Source organism: Pseudarthrobacter albicanus (genome assembly GCF_018224015.1).
Taxonomy (GTDB): Bacteria; Actinomycetota; Actinomycetes; order Actinomycetales; family Micrococcaceae; genus Arthrobacter; species Arthrobacter albicanus.
This window is the reverse complement of record NZ_JAGPOT010000117.1, coordinates 1-15,311: the sequence shown is the minus strand read 5'-3', so window position 1 is coordinate 15,311 and position 15,311 is coordinate 1. Positions and strand designations below refer to the sequence as shown.

Below are 15,311 nucleotides of genomic sequence, written 5' to 3'. Positions count from 1 at the left end.
GCGCCCGCAATGCCGCGTATCGTCTTCCCGCGGACTCCGCCAGTTGCGCAGTATTCGACATAGCACAACCGTAAGCCCATCAAGTCCAAAAACTCGGTTTATTTAATCGCGCGTCCTAACGAAAAGACGGGACCAGATGTGGCCCCAATCACAATCGTACCCGCATCACCGACACGCTGCGGGAACTGGGCCCAGGCTTCGCGTTCGTTGGACCCCAGGTCCGCTTCGACGTCGGCGGCGACGCACAGCACTCGGGACTAATCTCAAGACGATCTTTGCGACGGGAGTCGTGATCGCGGCAAAAATGTTCCGTCTTGATGTGCCGCCTGGGCAGGCCAAACCCGAGCCTCGCAGCGGCAACAATGGGGGCACCCTCGCTTCACGCCTGATCCCGCAAACAAATCCATCCGTGACTCCATCTCTGCCAGACTTGCGTCCCGTGGTCCAAAAAGCCATGGCCACGTTTTCCTTGGACGTGAAATGGCGGTAGAACGTGGCCTTGGCCACCCCGGCACTGGCGATCAGTTCGTTGATGCTGACATCGGGCACTCCGGCGGGAGAAGAGCTCATACGCGGCGGCGGCGGGGGAAGTCACCATCACCACCCTGAACAGCAACGGCAACTCCCCGGACCCTGACCTCCTGCGGTTCCTCTCACCCCTGGGATGGGAACACATCAACCTCACCGGCGACTACACCTGGCCCCGCGCCAACCACATCAAGCCCGGCAAATACAGGCCGCTACGAAGCTCGGCAAAACCTTAGCGTCGGATATTTCACTTTTTCACAAGCCACCCCTAGCTGGTGACCTTGAGCCCGGTGTCCCAGTTGAAGTCGGCGAATTCCGGGTTTGCCTGCATGGTCATGAGGACGAACTGGAAGCCCTCGAGTTCACGGGCGCGCTTGAGTGGTCCCACGACCAGGGGACGCATGCCGCCGGCGGCCACGAAGCTGCTAACGGAAGCGTTGGCTGCAGCATCGTCACCGGCGATGAAGACATCCAGCGGCAGTCCGTTGGATTCGCCCGCCACGAGGGTCCCGGCAAAGGTGGTGTTGAAGGCCTTGACCACGGGCGCATCGGCGGGGGCGAGCCGGGCAATGTCCTCGGCCGCCGAGTTGCCCGGTTCAACCACGAGGGAATCAAAGGTCTCGAAATTGACCGGGTTGGTGATGTCCACGATGGTCTTGCCCGACAGCGCGTCCCCGTACGCTGTCACGATGGACTTGGCGGCCTCGAACGGGACGGCCAGGGCGACGATCGATCCCTGGGGGGCTTCGGCGGTGGTGCCTGCAAGGACGCCGCTGCCCAGTCCGCTGGCCAGGGCCTGCGCCTTGGCTGCGTCCTGGCCCAGGATCTGGACCGTTCGGCCGCCGGCGAGGGCGCGGGTCGCAATGCCACGGGCCATGTTGCCGTTGCCGATGATGGTGATGTTAGTCATGGGGGACTTCTTTCCAAAGAGGCGGGCGAGGAAGCTGTTCATCAGATCTGTTCTTCCGGGAAGGAGTAAAAACCTTTACTTGATACTACAACTAATATAAGGCCCTAGTAGTTGTAGTGTCAAGTAATCTTGGTTTTCCGGCGGAACCTGCCGGATTCAACCTCCGGTCCGGCTCCGGCGCGGCGAATCTTGGGTACCGTGGGACTCGCGGGGGAACGGGACAGGGAAGTCACAGCGCCGCCCATGGAAGGACCCACATTGCTGACAGTGATCATCGCTTTTGTTGCGAATCTGGCGGTCGCCGGTGCAAAAACCGTTGCCGCCCTCATCACGGGCTCTGCTTCCATGACGGCGGAGGCCGCGCATTCCTGGGCGGACACGGGCAACCAGGTCTTCCTTTTTATCGCCGAACGGAAGTCCCGCAGGAAACGGGACGCGGCCCATCCCATGGGCTACGGCCGCGAAGCCTACGTCTGGTCCATGTTCGCCGCCTTCGGGCTGTTCACCGCCGGCGCCGTCGTGTCGGTCATGCACGGGATCCAGGAGCTGGTGTCTCCGGAGCCGGCCGGCGACTTCGCGGTCGCGTATGTCGTCCTGGCTGGTGCCTTCGTCCTGGAGGGAGTCTCGTTCGCACAGGCGTTCCGGTAGACCAGGAAGGCCGCGCGCGGCCTCGAGCGCCATACCCTGGAGCAGGTCCTCATCGGCTCCGATCCGACGTTGCGCGCCGTTTTTGCCGAGGATGCGGCAGCCCTGATCGGCCTGGTGATTGCCTTTGCCGGCGTCGGGCTGCATCAGCTCACGGGATCGCCGGTGCCGGACGCCGTCGGCTCAATCGTCGTGGGCGCCCTGCTGGCGGTCATCGCGGTGGTGCTCATCGACCGGAACCGGCGTTTCCTCGTGGGGCAGGGCGTCACCGCGGACATCGAGAAGTCCATCGCCGCGCGGGTCCTGGAGCACCATGAGATAGAGCGCCTCACCTATCTGCACCTCGAATTTGTGGGGCCGCGCAAGCTCTACCTCGTCGCGGCGGTGGACCTGAAGGGCGACCGCCCCGAACACGACGTCGCCGTTGCGCTGCGCCGGATTGAACGGGAACTTGAGGACCACGAGACCGTCGAGGAAGCGGTGCTGACCCTCGCGACCCCCGATGAGCCCAGCCTGGGCTTCAGCCGCGAGGAAGCCGCACCGGTCGCCGAAGCCTGAGCTCCGGAATGCAGAAAACCCGGAATGCAGAAAACCCCGCCGTTTCACTGAAACGGCGGGGTTTTTCTTGTGCCCTCGATTGGAATCGAACCAACGACCTTCTGCTCCGGAGGCAGACGCTCTATCCCCTGAGCTACGAGGGCAGTCAGGGATCCTGCCGTTACCGGCGGGACGTCCTAGAGCTTAGCAGGAAGGTGGCCTCGAAGGGAAAATCGGCACGCCCAGGCGCGCCGCCTCCGGTTCCGGCAGCCGCACTCAGTAGCCGGCGAAGGAGTCCACGTGGACCCGCCGCGCCCCTGCGCCGCGCGCCGCGGCGCGCAGCGAGCGGACGCTGGCCGGCGAACCGGAGATGAAAACCTCCCGGCCGGCGATGTCCGGAACGAGCTCCTTCAGCGCCCCCCCGTCCAGCCGGCCCGGTCCCGCCGCCCCCGGTCCCGAGGCCCCCGCATCCTGCATGAACGACGGCGGTGCGGAGCCGTCCGCGAGCCGGGCCAGGACGCGCGCGCCGGAGCCTTCCAGCTGCTCGCCGTAGGCGAGTTCGGCGGCGCTCCTTGCAAGGTAGAGCAGGACGACGTCGCGGTCCCGTGCTGCGCCTGCGGCCAGCTGCGCCAGGAAGGGCGTGATGCCGATTCCGGCGGCGATCAGCAGCACGGGCGCCTGGGCCCGGGGCAGCACAAAGTCGCCGCCCACCGTCGTGGCCGTCAGCTCGTCGCCCGGCGCCAGGGCAAGGAGCGAGCGTTTGGCCGAGGAAACGGGCTCGGCCGTTCCCACGCCGATCGTCACGAGCCCGGCGCCCGGGGCGCTGGTCAGGCTGAAGACGCGGCGCCGGCCCTTGCCGTCCGCCCGGCCAAGCGCCCTTCCGTGCGGCAGGTGCAGCTCCAGGTACTGGCCGGCGCTGAACCGGACGGGACGCGCCGGCCGGAAGCTGAATTCCGTCGTCGTCGGGGTCAATGCACGCGAGCCCTCGAAACGGAGCCGGATCCCGCCGCGCTGCCCGGCGGCGAAGGCGAGCAGGTTCCCCACGAGCAGCGCCAGCTCGGGTGAATTGGCCACGAAGCCCACGTTGTAGGGGACGGCGAACAGCAGCCCGACGACGGCGGCCAGCGCCAGCTGCTGCCACCGGCGCGGCGGCAGCGTCAGCGGCTCGGTGAGCATGAACCCCACGAAGAACAGCACCGGACGCTGGGTCAGCGGCTGCCACAGCGCCTCGCCCGGCCCGAAGCCGCCCCGCAGCAGCTCCGCGGCCACGATGGACACGGCGACCACGGTGAAGACGGCCGCCATCAGCAGTTTCCTGAGCCGGCAGAGCACCAGCAGCACTCCCGGCACCAGGAGCCAGAGCATGGCCGGCGTGGCGGCCCACCAGGTCGCGATGTTGAGCCCGGTCAGCCCGGTGATGAACGCCCCGGCCGCAGCCGGGTTGAAGATGTGGCGGCCACGCCAGGCCAGGGCGTATTTCGAGGCGGAGGCCAGCACGCAGGCCAGCGCCCCGCCGGCAAGGTCCGGCCACTGGACCCCCGCGGCCAGCTGCGTGGGCCAGAACAGGAAATACAGCAGCAGGCCCGTGATCAGGGACGACTCGGTGTGCGGGCGCACCTGGAACAGCGCCGCCAGCACCCGGTTGGAGGCGTAGGTCAGCCCCAGGCACAGCGCCAGGTGCGCGATCATCTCCGGCAGCCCGAAGGTCAGCCAGCCCAGCACGTTCAGCAGCAGGCTGTAGCCGGCCAGCACGGCCAGGACCCAGAGCACCAGGCGGTACATGGTGAACCTGCCCAGGGCGGTGTCCAGCCGCGAGCCGATGGGAGTGGAGACAAGTGTGGTCATCAGAACAGCGCCCCTTCAAGATCCGTGGAATACTCCGCGTGCCCGTCCGAGTAGACGGTAAGCCAGGAGAAATCGAACTCCCGCCGCAGCCGGGCACCGTCAACAAAAAACAGGGCGGTGGCGAGCGCATCGGCCACCGCCGCGCTCGCCGCCAGGGCCCAGCTGGCGACGACGGTCCGCACCGGGGCGCCCGTGGTGCCGTCCAGCACGTGATGGAGCCCGTCGCCCCAGGCCCGCCGGTTGGCGGCGGAGGCGCACAGGGCGCCCGCGCCCAGCGGGATGATTCCGATCGCCCGGCCGGGATCGTAGGGATGTTCCAGCGCGACCTCGACCGGGGCGCGCCCGGTGTCCAGGCCAGGGCCCGGGCCGGAGTTCAGCAGGTCCCCGCTGGCATCGATGAGGTGCTCCCCGATGCCGCAGGAGTTGAGCACGGCAGAGAGCAGATCGGCCAGCTGCCCCTTTCCGGCGGCCCCGATGTCGATCCCCACCGGCTCCGCGGTGGTCAGGACGGTGCCCTGCCAGTCCAGCACCTCTTCCCACCGAGGGGCGGGCAGCGGGGGACCCTCCGGCCGCAGCCGGTACCCGGCGCCGTAGCCGAGCCGCTCCAGGCTGGTGCCGATCAGCGGGGTCATCGCCCCGCCGCTGAGCCGGTACAGGCTCTGGTACAGCGGCCCCAGGACGGCGGCTTCGGGCGGCAGTTCATAGCGCCCGGGGGTCCTGGCGGCGCCGGCCACGAGGGAGTCGGGCCGGAAACGGGACCACGCGGCGTCGTAGGCCTCCACGGCGTCAAGCAGCCGACGGCGGTGCGCGCCGGACAGCGGCGACGGCGTGGAGACCTCCCAGCGGGTCCCGATCCCCTCGAAACTGAATTCCGTCCAGCCCGGGTGCGGCACGTGGACTCCCTTTTTGAGTGCGTTTAAGTGCGTTTGCGGTGCGCTTGCGTTGCCCTGCGGCGTTAGGGCTATTGCGCCTGGGACTTGATCTTGGTCACGGCAGCATTGAAGCCGCCGCTGGTAAGGGAGGATCCGGCGACCTTGGAGACGCTGATCTCGTCGAGCTTCTTGCCGACGATCTGGGACTTGATTCCGCCGGCGAACTCGCCCTGGAACTTCTTCGTGTTCGGGTTGGAGGGGTGCGGGGTGATCTTCACATCGGACACCGCTCCGCCGGCCACCGTCAGCTCCACGCCCACGGTCTCCGTGCCGTTGGGGGAGACGTAGTTGCCGTCGGCGCTGTAGGTGCCGTCCTTGTAGGCGGCGGCAGCGGCCGGCGTGGCGCCCTGCGCCGAGGTGGCGTTCGGGGCGGGCGTGGCGCCCTGCGCCGCCGGGGTCTGCGCCGGGGCGCAGCCGGCCGCCGTCCCGGCCAGGGACAGGCCGGCGATGCCGACGAGGACGCTCTTGCGGAAGGAGGTGTTCATGCAGGGACTCGATTCGTTAGCACGACGGTTTGGCAAAGGGTAATCGAAGGGCGGCAGGGACCCGGGCAAGCTACCCATGACAACGTTGACCTCAGCGTAATGGTTCATCCTGTAACCCGGCTTGGAAAACGTGCGGGTTGTCCCCGCTGCCGGCCGGGGCCCGACATGACAGGAGCCAAATTCCGCGACACCGCGGCCCACCGGTAGGCTGGAACTGTGACCCCAGAAGAACTCTCCCTCGCCATATCCGCCTGCCTGAAAGACGCCGTCGCCGCCGGTGACATCGCCCTTTCCCCCTCCGACATCCCGGATGAGGTGCGGGTCGAGCGGCCGAAGAACAGGGAGCACGGCGATTGGGCCACCAACATCGCCCTCCAGCTGGCGAAGGCCGCGGGCACCAACCCGCGGGAGCTTGCCTCCATCCTCAGCGCCCGGCTGAAGACGATCGCCGGCGTGTCCGCCGTCGACATCGCCGGCCCCGGCTTCCTGAACATCACGGTGGACGCCGCGGCCGCGGGCGCGCTGGCCAAGGCGATCGTCGAGGCCGGCGCGGCGTACGGCACCAACTCCGCGCTCGCCGGCCACGTGGTCAACATGGAATTCGTTTCCGCCAACCCCACCGGGCCGCTGCACATCGGCCACACCCGCTGGGCGGCCCTGGGCGACGCGATCGCCCGCGTGCTCCGGGCCTCCGGCGCGGACGTCACGGCGGAGTACTACATCAACGACGCCGGGTCCCAGATGAACGTCTTCGCCCACTCCGTCCTGTCCCGGCTGCACGGCCGCGGGGTCCCCGAGGGCGGCTACCCGGGCGAATACATCGCGGACCTGGGCCATGAAGTGCTGGTCCGGCACCCGGACATCCGCGAGCTCACCGACGTCGCGGCGCTGCCGGTGATCCGCGGCGCGGCCTACAAGGCGCAGATGCACGACATCAAGAAGACCCTCGCCGAATTCGGCGTCGCCTTCGACGTCTACTTCTCCGAACAGGAACTCCACGACGCCGGCGCAATCGGGGACGCCGTCGCCCGCCTCCGCGAGCAGGGCCACGTCTACGACGACGGCGGCGCGGTCTGGCTGCGCACCACCGACTTCGGCGACGACAAGGACCGCGTGATGATCCGCGCGAACGGCGAACCGACGTACTTCGCCGCCGACGCCGCCTACTACCTGTCCAAGAAGGACCGCGGCTACACCGAAAAGATCTATCTCCTCGGCGCCGACCACCACGGCTACATCAACCGGCTCAAGGCCATCGCCGCCGCCGCCGGCGACGATCCCGAGGTCAACATCGAGGTCCTGATCGGCCAGCTGGTCTCGGTCAACGGCGCCAAGCTGTCCAAGCGCGCCGGCAACATCATCGAGCTCAAGGACCTCATCGACTGGCTGGGCAAGGACGCCGTGCGCTACTCCCTGGCGCGCTTCCCGGCGGATTCGCCGCTGACGCTGGACCCCGAGCTGCTGAAGAAGCACAGCAACGAGAACCCCGTGTTCTATGTCCAGTACGCCCACGCCCGCTCCCGCGGAACGGCCCGCAACGCGGTGGCCGCCGGCGTGGAGCGCCGTGTTGACGGCAAAGACAGCTTCGACGCCTCCCTGCTGGAGGACGCGACGGAGAACGAGCTGCTGTCCTACCTTGGCAGCTATCCCTCGATCGTGGCCAAGGCCGCCGAACTGCGCGAGCCGCACCGGATCGCCCGGCACCTGGAGGTCATCGCCGGCGCCTACCACCGCTGGTACGACGCCTGCCGGGTGGCGCCCCTCGGCGAGGAACCCGTCACCGACCTCAACCGCACCCGGCTGTGGCTCAACGACGCCACGAGCCAGGTGCTGGCCAACGGGCTGGAACTGCTGGGCGTTTCGGCGCCGGAACGGATGTGAGCGTAATGACGCAAAACCCAGTAAACCCAGTAAACCCGGCGGGGGCGGCAGCCGCCTCCCCGCTGGCCCCGGACTGGCTGCAGGTCCCCGCGGACCTGAACGCCCTGCACGAGCCCCTGTGGGCGGCCGGCGTCGGACGCAACGACGGCGGCGAACTCGCCATCGACGGCATCCCGGTCAGTGAACTGCAGCGCGAGTACGGCACGCCGCTGTTCGTGATGAGCGAGACGGACTTCCGGGCCCGCGCGCGCGCCTTCACCGATGCCTTCAACGATGCCTTCGCGGACATCTGCGGGGGAGTGGACGTCTACTACGCCGGCAAGTCCTTCCTCTGCACCACCGTCGTGCGGTGGGTGGAGGAAGAAGGGCTGCGCCTGGACACCGCCTCCGGCGGGGAACTCGCCGTCGCGGCCCGGGCCGGGATTCCCGGCGCCGAGGTCGCGCTGCACGGCAACAACAAGTCCGGCGCCGAAATCCACCGGGCCCTGGACATGCAGCTGGGCCGGATCGTCGTCGACAGCCTGCCCGAACTGGAGCGAGTCGCCGCGATCGCCGCCGGCCGCGGAGAGACCGCCAGGGTGATGCTGCGGCTGACCCCCGGCGTGCACGCCCACACCCATGAGTTCATCGCCACGGCGCACGAGGACCAGAAGTTCGGCCTCTCGATGGCGCCGGACTCCACCGAACAGGCCGGGCTGTCAGCGGCCGAGGAGGCCGTCGCCGCGGCGGCGGGCTACCCCGGCGTCGAACTGCTGGGCCTGCACTGCCACATCGGCTCGCAGATCTTCGAGCCGGACGGGTTCGCGGTTGCCGCCGAGAAGCTGCTGGACTTCCTCGCCGCCATGCAGGCAAAATACTCCATCGTCCTGCCGGAACTGGACCTGGGCGGCGGCTACGGCATCGCCTACACCCCCGCGGACACCCCGCGCCCGGCTGCCGAGATCGCACAGGCGATGGCCGCCGTCGTCCGCACCAAATGCGCGGAGCTGGGCATCACCGCCCCGCGGATATCGATCGAACCGGGACGCGCGATCGTGGGCAGCACCACCTTCACGCTCTATGAGGTGGGCACCCTCAAGACGGTGCGCGTCGACGCGCCCGCCGCCCCTGCGGGGGACACGGCGGAGGACACTGTTGGGGATATGGCGGGGGAAAACGTTACGCTTCCGCGCCGGTATGTGTCGGTGGACGGGGGCATGAGCGACAACCCCCGTCCCGTGCTGTACGACGCGGATTATTCCGCCGTCCTGGCCTCCCGGACCTCCGCCGCGACCCCGCAGCTGTCCCGAGTGGTGGGCAAACATTGCGAGAGCGGCGACATAGTTGTTAGAGATGTATATCTGCCCGAGGACGTGGCAGCCGGTGATCTGCTCGCTGTACCGGGAACCGGCGCCTACTGCTGGGCCCTGTCAAGCAACTACAACTATCTGGCCCGGCCGGGCGTTGTCGCTGTGCGCGATGGATCTTCCCGGCTCATTGTCCGCGGGGAAACCGAACAAGACCTGCTCAACCGCGACATGGGAGTCTGAATGACCGAATTGCGAACCCTGAAAGTAGCCCTGCTGGGCTGTGGCAACGTCGGGTCCCAGGTTGCGCGGATTCTCCTGGAGGACGCCGGCATGCTGGCGGACCGCGCCGGCGCCCGCCTCGAGCTGAGCGGCATCGCCGTGCGCAACATTGATGCCCCCCGCGACGTCGAGCTGCCGCACGAGCTGTTCACCACCGACGCCGAGACCCTGGTCAAGGGCGCCGACCTCGTGATCGAGCTGATGGGCGGCATTGAACCCGCCCGGAGCCTGATCCTCACCGCGATGCGGAACGGGGCCTGCGTGGTCACCGGCAACAAGGCTCTGGTGGCACTGGACGGCCCGACCCTCCACGAGGAAGCGGACGGGGCCGGCGTGCAGCTGTCCTACGAAGCTGCCGTGGCCGGCGCCATCCCCATCCTGCGGCCCATCCGGGACAGCCTGTCCGGGGACCGGATCACCCGCGTGCTGGGCATCGTCAACGGCACCACGAACTTCATCCTGGACCAGATGGACTCCACCGGCGCCCAGTTCGCCGACGCCCTGGCCGAGGCGCAGCGCCTGGGCTACGCCGAGGCGGACCCCACGGCCGACGTCGAAGGCCACGACGCCGCCTCGAAGGCTGCCATCCTCGCCTCGCTGTCTTTCCACACGCGTTTCGCGCTGGAGGACGTGTACTGCGAGGGCATCAGCTCGGTCAGCGCCGCCGACATCGCCGCCGCGAAGGACGCCGGGTTTGTTATCAAACTGCTGGCGATCGCCGAGAAACTGGAGGACGCCGGCGCAGCCGGCACCGCTGGCGTCTCCGTCCGCGTCCACCCGACCCTGCTCCCGCGGGAACACCCCATGGCGGCGGTCCGCGGAGCGTTCAACGCTGTCTTCATCGAGGCCGAAAACGCCGGCGAGCTGATGTTCTATGGCCAAGGTGCCGGCGGCGCCCCGACCGCCTCGGCCGTGATGGGCGATCTCGTCTCGGCAGCCCGCAGCATCGTGCTCGACTGCCCGGGCCGGACCGAAACCACCACCGGGCAGGTCCCCGCGCTCCCCATCGGCGCAGCCATGACGAGCTACTACATCGGCCTCGACGTCGCGGACCAGCCCGGCGTCCTGGCCAGGATCGCCCAGCTCTTCGCGGAGCACGGCGTCTCCATCGAAATCATGCGGCAGACCATCCACCGCGACGCCGGTTCCAAGGTGGAATCGGCCGAACTGCGGATCGTCACACACCGTGCACGCGAGGCTGCACTTGCAGCAACCGTCGAGGCCGTCAAGGGCCTGGACGTCATCAATTCCGTTACATCCGTACTGCGGGTAGAAGGAGTCTAAGTGGCTCACCAATGGCGCGGAGTCATCCGCGAATACGCCGAACGCCTGCCTGTCACCGAGGCCACGAAGGTCATCACCCTCGGCGAGGGCGGCACCCCGCTGGTGCACGCCCGGCACCTCTCCGAGCTGACCGGGAGCACCGTCTACCTCAAGGTCGAAGGCATGAACCCGACCGGCTCCTTCAAGGACCGCGGCATGACCATGGCCATGACCGCCGCCGTCGCCGCCGGAGCCAAGGCCGTGGTGTGCGCCTCCACCGGCAATACCTCGGCCTCCGCCGCGGCCTACGCGACGTCGGCGGGCCTGCAGTGCGCTGTGCTCGTGCCCGAGGGCAAGATTTCCATGGGCAAGCTCAGCCAGGCTGTCGCGCACGGCGCCACGCTGCTGCAGGTCGACGGCAACTTCGACGACTGCCTCGAGATCGCCCGCAAACTGGGGGAGTCCTACCCGGTGTTCCTCGTGAACTCGGTCAACCCGGCGCGCATCGAGGGGCAGAAGACCGGCGCGTTCGAGGTGGTCGACTCGCTCGGCGACGCCCCCGACTTCCATGTGCTCCCGGTCGGCAATGCCGGCAACATCAGCGCGTACTGGAAGGGCTACAAGGAGTACGCCGCGCCGTTCGAGTCCGCCACCGCCGGCACGCTGCCGGCAGTGTCCACGAAGACTCCGGTCATGTGGGGCTTCCAGGCCGCCGGGGCGGCGCCGTTCGTCGCAGGCCACCCCATCACCGAACCGGACACCATCGCGACGGCCATCCGGATCGGCAACCCGGCCTCCTGGGACACCGCCGTGGCGGCCCGGGACGAGTCCGGCGGCGTCATTGAAGCCGTGACGGACGAGGAGATCCTGTCCGCGCACCGCTGGCTCTCCGCCCGCGAAGGCGTCTTCGTGGAGCCGGGTTCCGCCGCCGGTGTCGCGGGCCTGATCAAGAAGCACGCGGCCGGGGAGGTGCCCGCCGGAAAGACCATCGTCATCACGGTGACGGGCCACGGGCTCAAGGACCCGCAGTGGGCCCTGCGCACCCTGGACGGCAGTGAAGTGCAGCCCGTCAAGGTCTCCAACGACGTCGTGACCGTTGCTGCCGCTCTGGGACTGGAAGAAAAATAACCTTGGAAACCACGCTCAAAGTCCCGGCCGATTCCGCTGCCGCCTGGCCGGCAGTCCTGGCCGGGCAGCTGGTGACCGTCCGGGTACCGGCCACCAGCGCCAACCTGGGGCCCGGCTACGACAGCCTCGGACTGGCACTCTCGCTGCATGACACCCTCACGGTGGAAACCCTGGCCGGTGGCGAGCTCGAATTCGAACTCAGCGGCGAAGGCGCGGAATCCCTGCCGCGCGACGCGAGCCACCTTGTGGTCAAGGCCATCACGGAAGCCCTGCACCGGCTCGGTTTCCGGCACGAGGGCCTGCGGATCACGGCGGACAACGTCAACCCGCACGGCCGGGGCCTGGGCTCATCGGCCTCGGCAGTGGTCGCGGCCGTGACTGCCGCGAACGCCCTGGTTCCGGACGCGGCCCGGCGCGGCACGGACTGGATCCTGCAGCTCACGTCCGAGATGGAAGGCCACCCGGACAACGTCGCACCCGCCATCTTCGGCGGACTGGCGCTGTCATGGCAGGACAGTGACCAGTACAGGAGCACGTGCGCGACGGTGGTCGGCTCAGTCATCCCCGTCGTCGCCGTGCCTGATTTCGAGCTGTCCACCGAAGCCGCGCGCGCCCTCCTCCCTGCCTCCGTGGGCCACCACGCCGCCGCGATGAACTCCGGCCGCGCCGCCCTGCTGATCCATGCGCTGACCAGCAGGCCGGAGTTCCTGCTGCCCGGCACCGAGGACTATCTGCACCAGAGCTACCGCGCCGACGCGATGCGGCCCAGCGCGCAGCTGATCGCCGCGCTGCGGGCTGCGGGGCACGCCGCCGTCGTCTCCGGCGCCGGTCCCACCGTCCTGGTGCTCGCCGCCGGGGAAGCGGAAGCCGCAGCGGTGGTCGATTTCATCGGCTCCCACACCGCCCGCAACACGCCGGAGGTGGGCTGGCGGGTGATGAAGCTGGCCGTGGACGTCGAAGGTGCTAAAGTGGAAGTGCACCGGCGGTAATCACGCAGGCGGTAAATCAGTAACCGTTAAGACCGCGATGTTGGCCAAGTTGCCTTCCTCATCTTTCACTGCGCAATAGTCTTCGGTGCCACCTGCTTTCGGTCTGACGCAGGAATCAGCAGAATTGCTCTGCATCCCCTGAAATGTCAGCCCGCCGCTCCTCACTTTTCGGAACGTGGCCGGTGTTGCAGTATCCGGCCCTGCTGGCCAATATCCAGCCGGCATGGCCGAAATCCCGGCTGCAGATCTGAACTGCAGCCCAGATCAAATCATCGCGTCCAGCTCCTAGTCTGGACGCCGTCGAGGGGGAAGGATCCTTCGTGACCGAAACCACTGAGCTGTCTTCAGCTGTGGAAACATCATCTTCTGCTGCCGGATCGTCAACGGCCGCACCCGCCAAGAGCAGCGGCCTTGCAGGCCTCAAGCTCGCCCAGCTCCAGGCTCTTGCCAGCCAGCTGGGTATTTCCGGCGGTTCCCGCATGCGCAAGGGTGATCTGGTCTCGGCCATTTCCGCCCACCGTGCGGGCACCCCGGTCAGCAAGGCTCCGGCCCGCGCTGCCGGAAAGGCGAGCGAGAGCAGCTCCGTTCCGCAGGCAGCCGTTCCGGCCGCCGCTGCGGTGGCCACCGCCGTGGACGGCGACGGCCAGGTCCAGGAGGAAAGCCCCCGGGCCCGTGGCCGCGGCCGCAGCCGGCGTGCGGGCAGCGACGGGGTCATCACCACGCCCGCCGCCGAGGCTCCTGCCGTGGAGGCCCCCGCCGCTTCCGCTGAAACCGGCGCTGATGCCGGCACTGCCGCCGAGGGCGCCGACCGCACCCGCCAGCCGCGGACCCGCAACCGCCGCCGCGGCGAGGCCGCGCAGGAGAATGCAGCGCAGGAAGCTTCAGCCCAGGAAACTGCAACCCAGGCCGAGCAGCCTGCAGGCGAGAAGCGTGCGGAAAACCGTGCGGCCGAGCCGCGACAGGCAGAGCAGCGCACGGCCGAGCGCACTGCCGAGCGCACTGAACAGCAGGGTGCTGACGAAGGCGCGCAGCGTGGAGACCGCCGCGAGAACACCCGCACCCGCGGCGGCCGCGACAGCGCGGAAACCCGCGAAACCCGCGAAACCCGTGACAGCGAAGATTCAGACGGCGGCAGCCGCCGGAACCGCCGGAACCGCCGCGACCGCAACGACCGTCCGGGCCAGCAGGACAGCCGCGACAATTCCTCACGCAACGAATCACGCAATGACCGCTTCCGCGACCGCAACGAACGCCGCCGGGGACGCGTCCAGGGTCCCGACGTCGACGACGTCGAGGTCACCGACGACGATGTCCTGCTGCCCGTCGCCGGCATCCTGGACGTGCTGGAGAACTATGCGTTCATCCGCACCTCCGGCTACCTGCCGGGCCCGAACGACGTGTACGTGTCCCTCGCCCAGGTCAAGAAGCACAACCTGCGCAAGGGCGACGCCGTCGTCGGCGCCATCCGTGCTCCGCGTGACGGCGAAGCCCAGCAAGGGAATCAGCAGCAGCAGTCCGCCCGCCAGAAGTTCAACGCCCTGGTCCGCGTCACTTCGGTCAACGGCAAGAACCCCGACGAACTCAAGGACCGCGTCGAATTCTCGAAGCTCGTCCCGCTGTACCCCTCCGAGCGCCTGCGCCTCGAGACGGACCCCAAGAAGATCGGCCCCCGCGTCATCGACCTGGTTGCCCCGATCGGCAAGGGCCAGCGCGGCCTGATCGTCTCGCCGCCGAAGGCCGGCAAGACGCTCATCCTGCAGTCCATCGCCAACGCCATCACCACCAACAATCCCGAGGTCCACCTCATGATGGTGCTCGTTGACGAACGTCCTGAAGAAGTGACGGACATGCAGCGCACCGTCAAGGGCGAGGTCATTGCCTCCACCTTCGACCGTCCGGCAGACGACCACACCACCGTGGCCGAACTTTCCATCGAGCGTGCCAAGCGCCTCGTGGAAATGGGCATGGACGTCGTGGTGCTCCTGGACTCGATGACCCGCCTGGGCCGCGCCTACAACCTGGCGGCACCGGCCTCCGGCCGCATCCTCTCCGGTGGTGTGGACTCCGCGGCGCTGTACCCGCCGAAGCGCTTCTTCGGTGCAGCCCGCAACATCGAAAACGGCGGCTCGCTGACCATCCTGGCCACCGCGCTCGTCGAGACGGGTTCCAAGATGGACGAGGTCATCTTCGAAGAGTTCAAGGGCACCGGCAACATGGAACTGCGCCTGTCCCGCCAGCTCGCGGACAAGCGCATCTTCCCGGCCGTGGACGTCAACGCGTCCGGTACCCGCCGCGAGGAAAACCTGCTGTCCCCCGAGGAAGTCAAGATCATGTGGAAGCTGCGCCGCGTCCTCTCCGGACTCGAAACGCAGCAGAGCCTTGAGCTGCTGACCAACAAGATCCGGGAGACCGGAAGCAACGTCGAGTTCCTCATGCAGGTGCAGAAGACGACGCTTGGCGCGAAGTCCGATAACGACAAGTAGCGTCGCGTAACCGCTCGAAAATTGGCGGCCCCGCCCCTCCGCCGGGTGGCTCACGATCTACGATCGTGAGCCACCCGGCTACGGCAGGCCCGAAGCCACTCCCTGGCCGCCAATTTC

Annotated in this window: 10 protein-coding genes, 1 tRNA gene and 3 pseudogenes; 8 read left to right on the top strand and 6 right to left on the bottom strand. The window is 68.1% G+C overall.

Annotated features, from left to right (window positions below):
• Positions 1 to 501 precede the first annotated feature (501 nt).
• Positions 502 to 570, bottom strand: a pseudogene (locus tag J9611_RS22615) (hypothetical protein); the annotation flags it as partial.
• Between the two features lie 35 nt (positions 571 to 605).
• On the opposite strand from J9611_RS22615, the pseudogene J9611_RS19705 reads away from it, so the two are divergent.
• Positions 606 to 764: pseudogene (locus J9611_RS19705) on the top strand (Tn3 family transposase); the annotation flags it as partial.
• A gap of 32 nt (positions 765 to 796) precedes the next feature.
• On the opposite strand, the gene J9611_RS19700 reads toward J9611_RS19705, so the two are convergent.
• The gene (locus J9611_RS19700) at positions 797 to 1,438 is read right to left on the bottom strand and encodes an NADPH-dependent F420 reductase (protein ID WP_211882757.1); all 642 of its coding nucleotides are present in this window, start codon (positions 1,436 to 1,438) and stop codon (positions 797 to 799) included.
• A 243-nt stretch (positions 1,439 to 1,681) separates the two neighbouring features.
• On the opposite strand from J9611_RS19700, the pseudogene J9611_RS19695 reads away from it, so the two are divergent.
• Positions 1,682 to 2,641, top strand: a pseudogene (locus tag J9611_RS19695) (cation diffusion facilitator family transporter).
• Between the two features lie 70 nt (positions 2,642 to 2,711).
• Here J9611_RS19695 and J9611_RS19690 read toward each other — a convergent pair.
• The 4 genes from J9611_RS19690 to J9611_RS19675 form a co-directional block, all read right to left on the bottom strand.
• Positions 2,712 to 2,784: transfer RNA gene (locus J9611_RS19690), tRNA-Arg, on the bottom strand.
• 112 nt (positions 2,785 to 2,896) lie between these two features.
• On the bottom strand, positions 2,897 to 4,465 hold the full coding sequence (locus tag J9611_RS19685; RefSeq protein WP_211882756.1) for an FAD-dependent oxidoreductase: 1,569 nt from the start codon (positions 4,463 to 4,465) through the stop codon (positions 2,897 to 2,899).
• A complete protein-coding gene (locus tag J9611_RS19680; RefSeq protein WP_211882755.1) occupies positions 4,465 to 5,358 on the bottom strand; it encodes an FAD:protein FMN transferase in 894 nt (297 codons plus the stop codon). The genes J9611_RS19685 and J9611_RS19680 overlap by 1 nt, the downstream gene beginning before the upstream one ends.
• 68 nt (positions 5,359 to 5,426) lie before the next feature.
• Positions 5,427 to 5,882: an FMN-binding protein gene (locus J9611_RS19675; RefSeq protein WP_211882753.1), complete on the bottom strand. Its 456-nt coding sequence runs from the start codon at positions 5,880 to 5,882 to the stop codon at positions 5,427 to 5,429.
• Positions 5,883 to 6,098: 216 nt separating this feature from the next.
• Here J9611_RS19675 and argS point away from each other — a divergent pair, with 216 nt between their 5' ends.
• The 6 genes from argS (at position 6,099) to rho (ending at position 15,194) form a co-directional block, all read left to right on the top strand.
• Positions 6,099 to 7,763, top strand: coding sequence for an arginine--tRNA ligase (gene argS, locus J9611_RS19670; protein ID WP_211882751.1), 1,665 nt, complete (start codon positions 6,099 to 6,101; stop codon positions 7,761 to 7,763).
• A 5-nt stretch (positions 7,764 to 7,768) separates the two neighbouring features.
• The gene (gene lysA, locus J9611_RS19665) at positions 7,769 to 9,292 is read left to right on the top strand and encodes a diaminopimelate decarboxylase (protein WP_211882749.1); all 1,524 of its coding nucleotides are present in this window, start codon (positions 7,769 to 7,771) and stop codon (positions 9,290 to 9,292) included.
• Positions 9,293 to 10,615, top strand: coding sequence for a homoserine dehydrogenase (locus J9611_RS19660; RefSeq protein WP_211882747.1), 1,323 nt, complete (start codon positions 9,293 to 9,295; stop codon positions 10,613 to 10,615). It abuts the gene before it with no gap.
• On the top strand, positions 10,616 to 11,722 hold the full coding sequence (gene thrC, locus J9611_RS19655) for a threonine synthase (RefSeq protein ID WP_211882745.1): 1,107 nt from the start codon (positions 10,616 to 10,618) through the stop codon (positions 11,720 to 11,722).
• Positions 11,723 to 11,724: 2 nt separating this feature from the next.
• A complete protein-coding gene (thrB, locus tag J9611_RS19650; protein WP_211882743.1) occupies positions 11,725 to 12,711 on the top strand; it encodes a homoserine kinase in 987 nt (328 codons plus the stop codon).
• A gap of 320 nt (positions 12,712 to 13,031) precedes the next feature.
• Positions 13,032 to 15,194: a transcription termination factor Rho gene (rho, locus tag J9611_RS19645; protein WP_211882741.1), complete on the top strand. Its 2,163-nt coding sequence runs from the start codon at positions 13,032 to 13,034 to the stop codon at positions 15,192 to 15,194.
• The last annotated feature ends 117 nt before the right edge of the window (positions 15,195 to 15,311 follow it).

Bases quoted from the DNA above. Each gene is read 5' to 3' on its own strand.
- J9611_RS19700 (WP_211882757.1), bottom strand. From the start codon at position 1,438: ATGACTAACATCACCATCATCGGCAACGGCAACATGGCCCGTGGCATT.
- J9611_RS19685 (WP_211882756.1), bottom strand. From the start codon at position 4,465: ATGACCACACTTGTCTCCACTCCCATCGGCTCGCGGCTGGACACCGCC.
- J9611_RS19675 (WP_211882753.1), bottom strand. From the start codon at position 5,882: ATGAACACCTCCTTCCGCAAGAGCGTCCTCGTCGGCATCGCCGGCCTG.
- lysA (WP_211882749.1), top strand. From the start codon at position 7,769: ATGACGCAAAACCCAGTAAACCCAGTAAACCCGGCGGGGGCGGCAGCC.
- J9611_RS19660 (WP_211882747.1), top strand. From the start codon at position 9,293: ATGACCGAATTGCGAACCCTGAAAGTAGCCCTGCTGGGCTGTGGCAAC.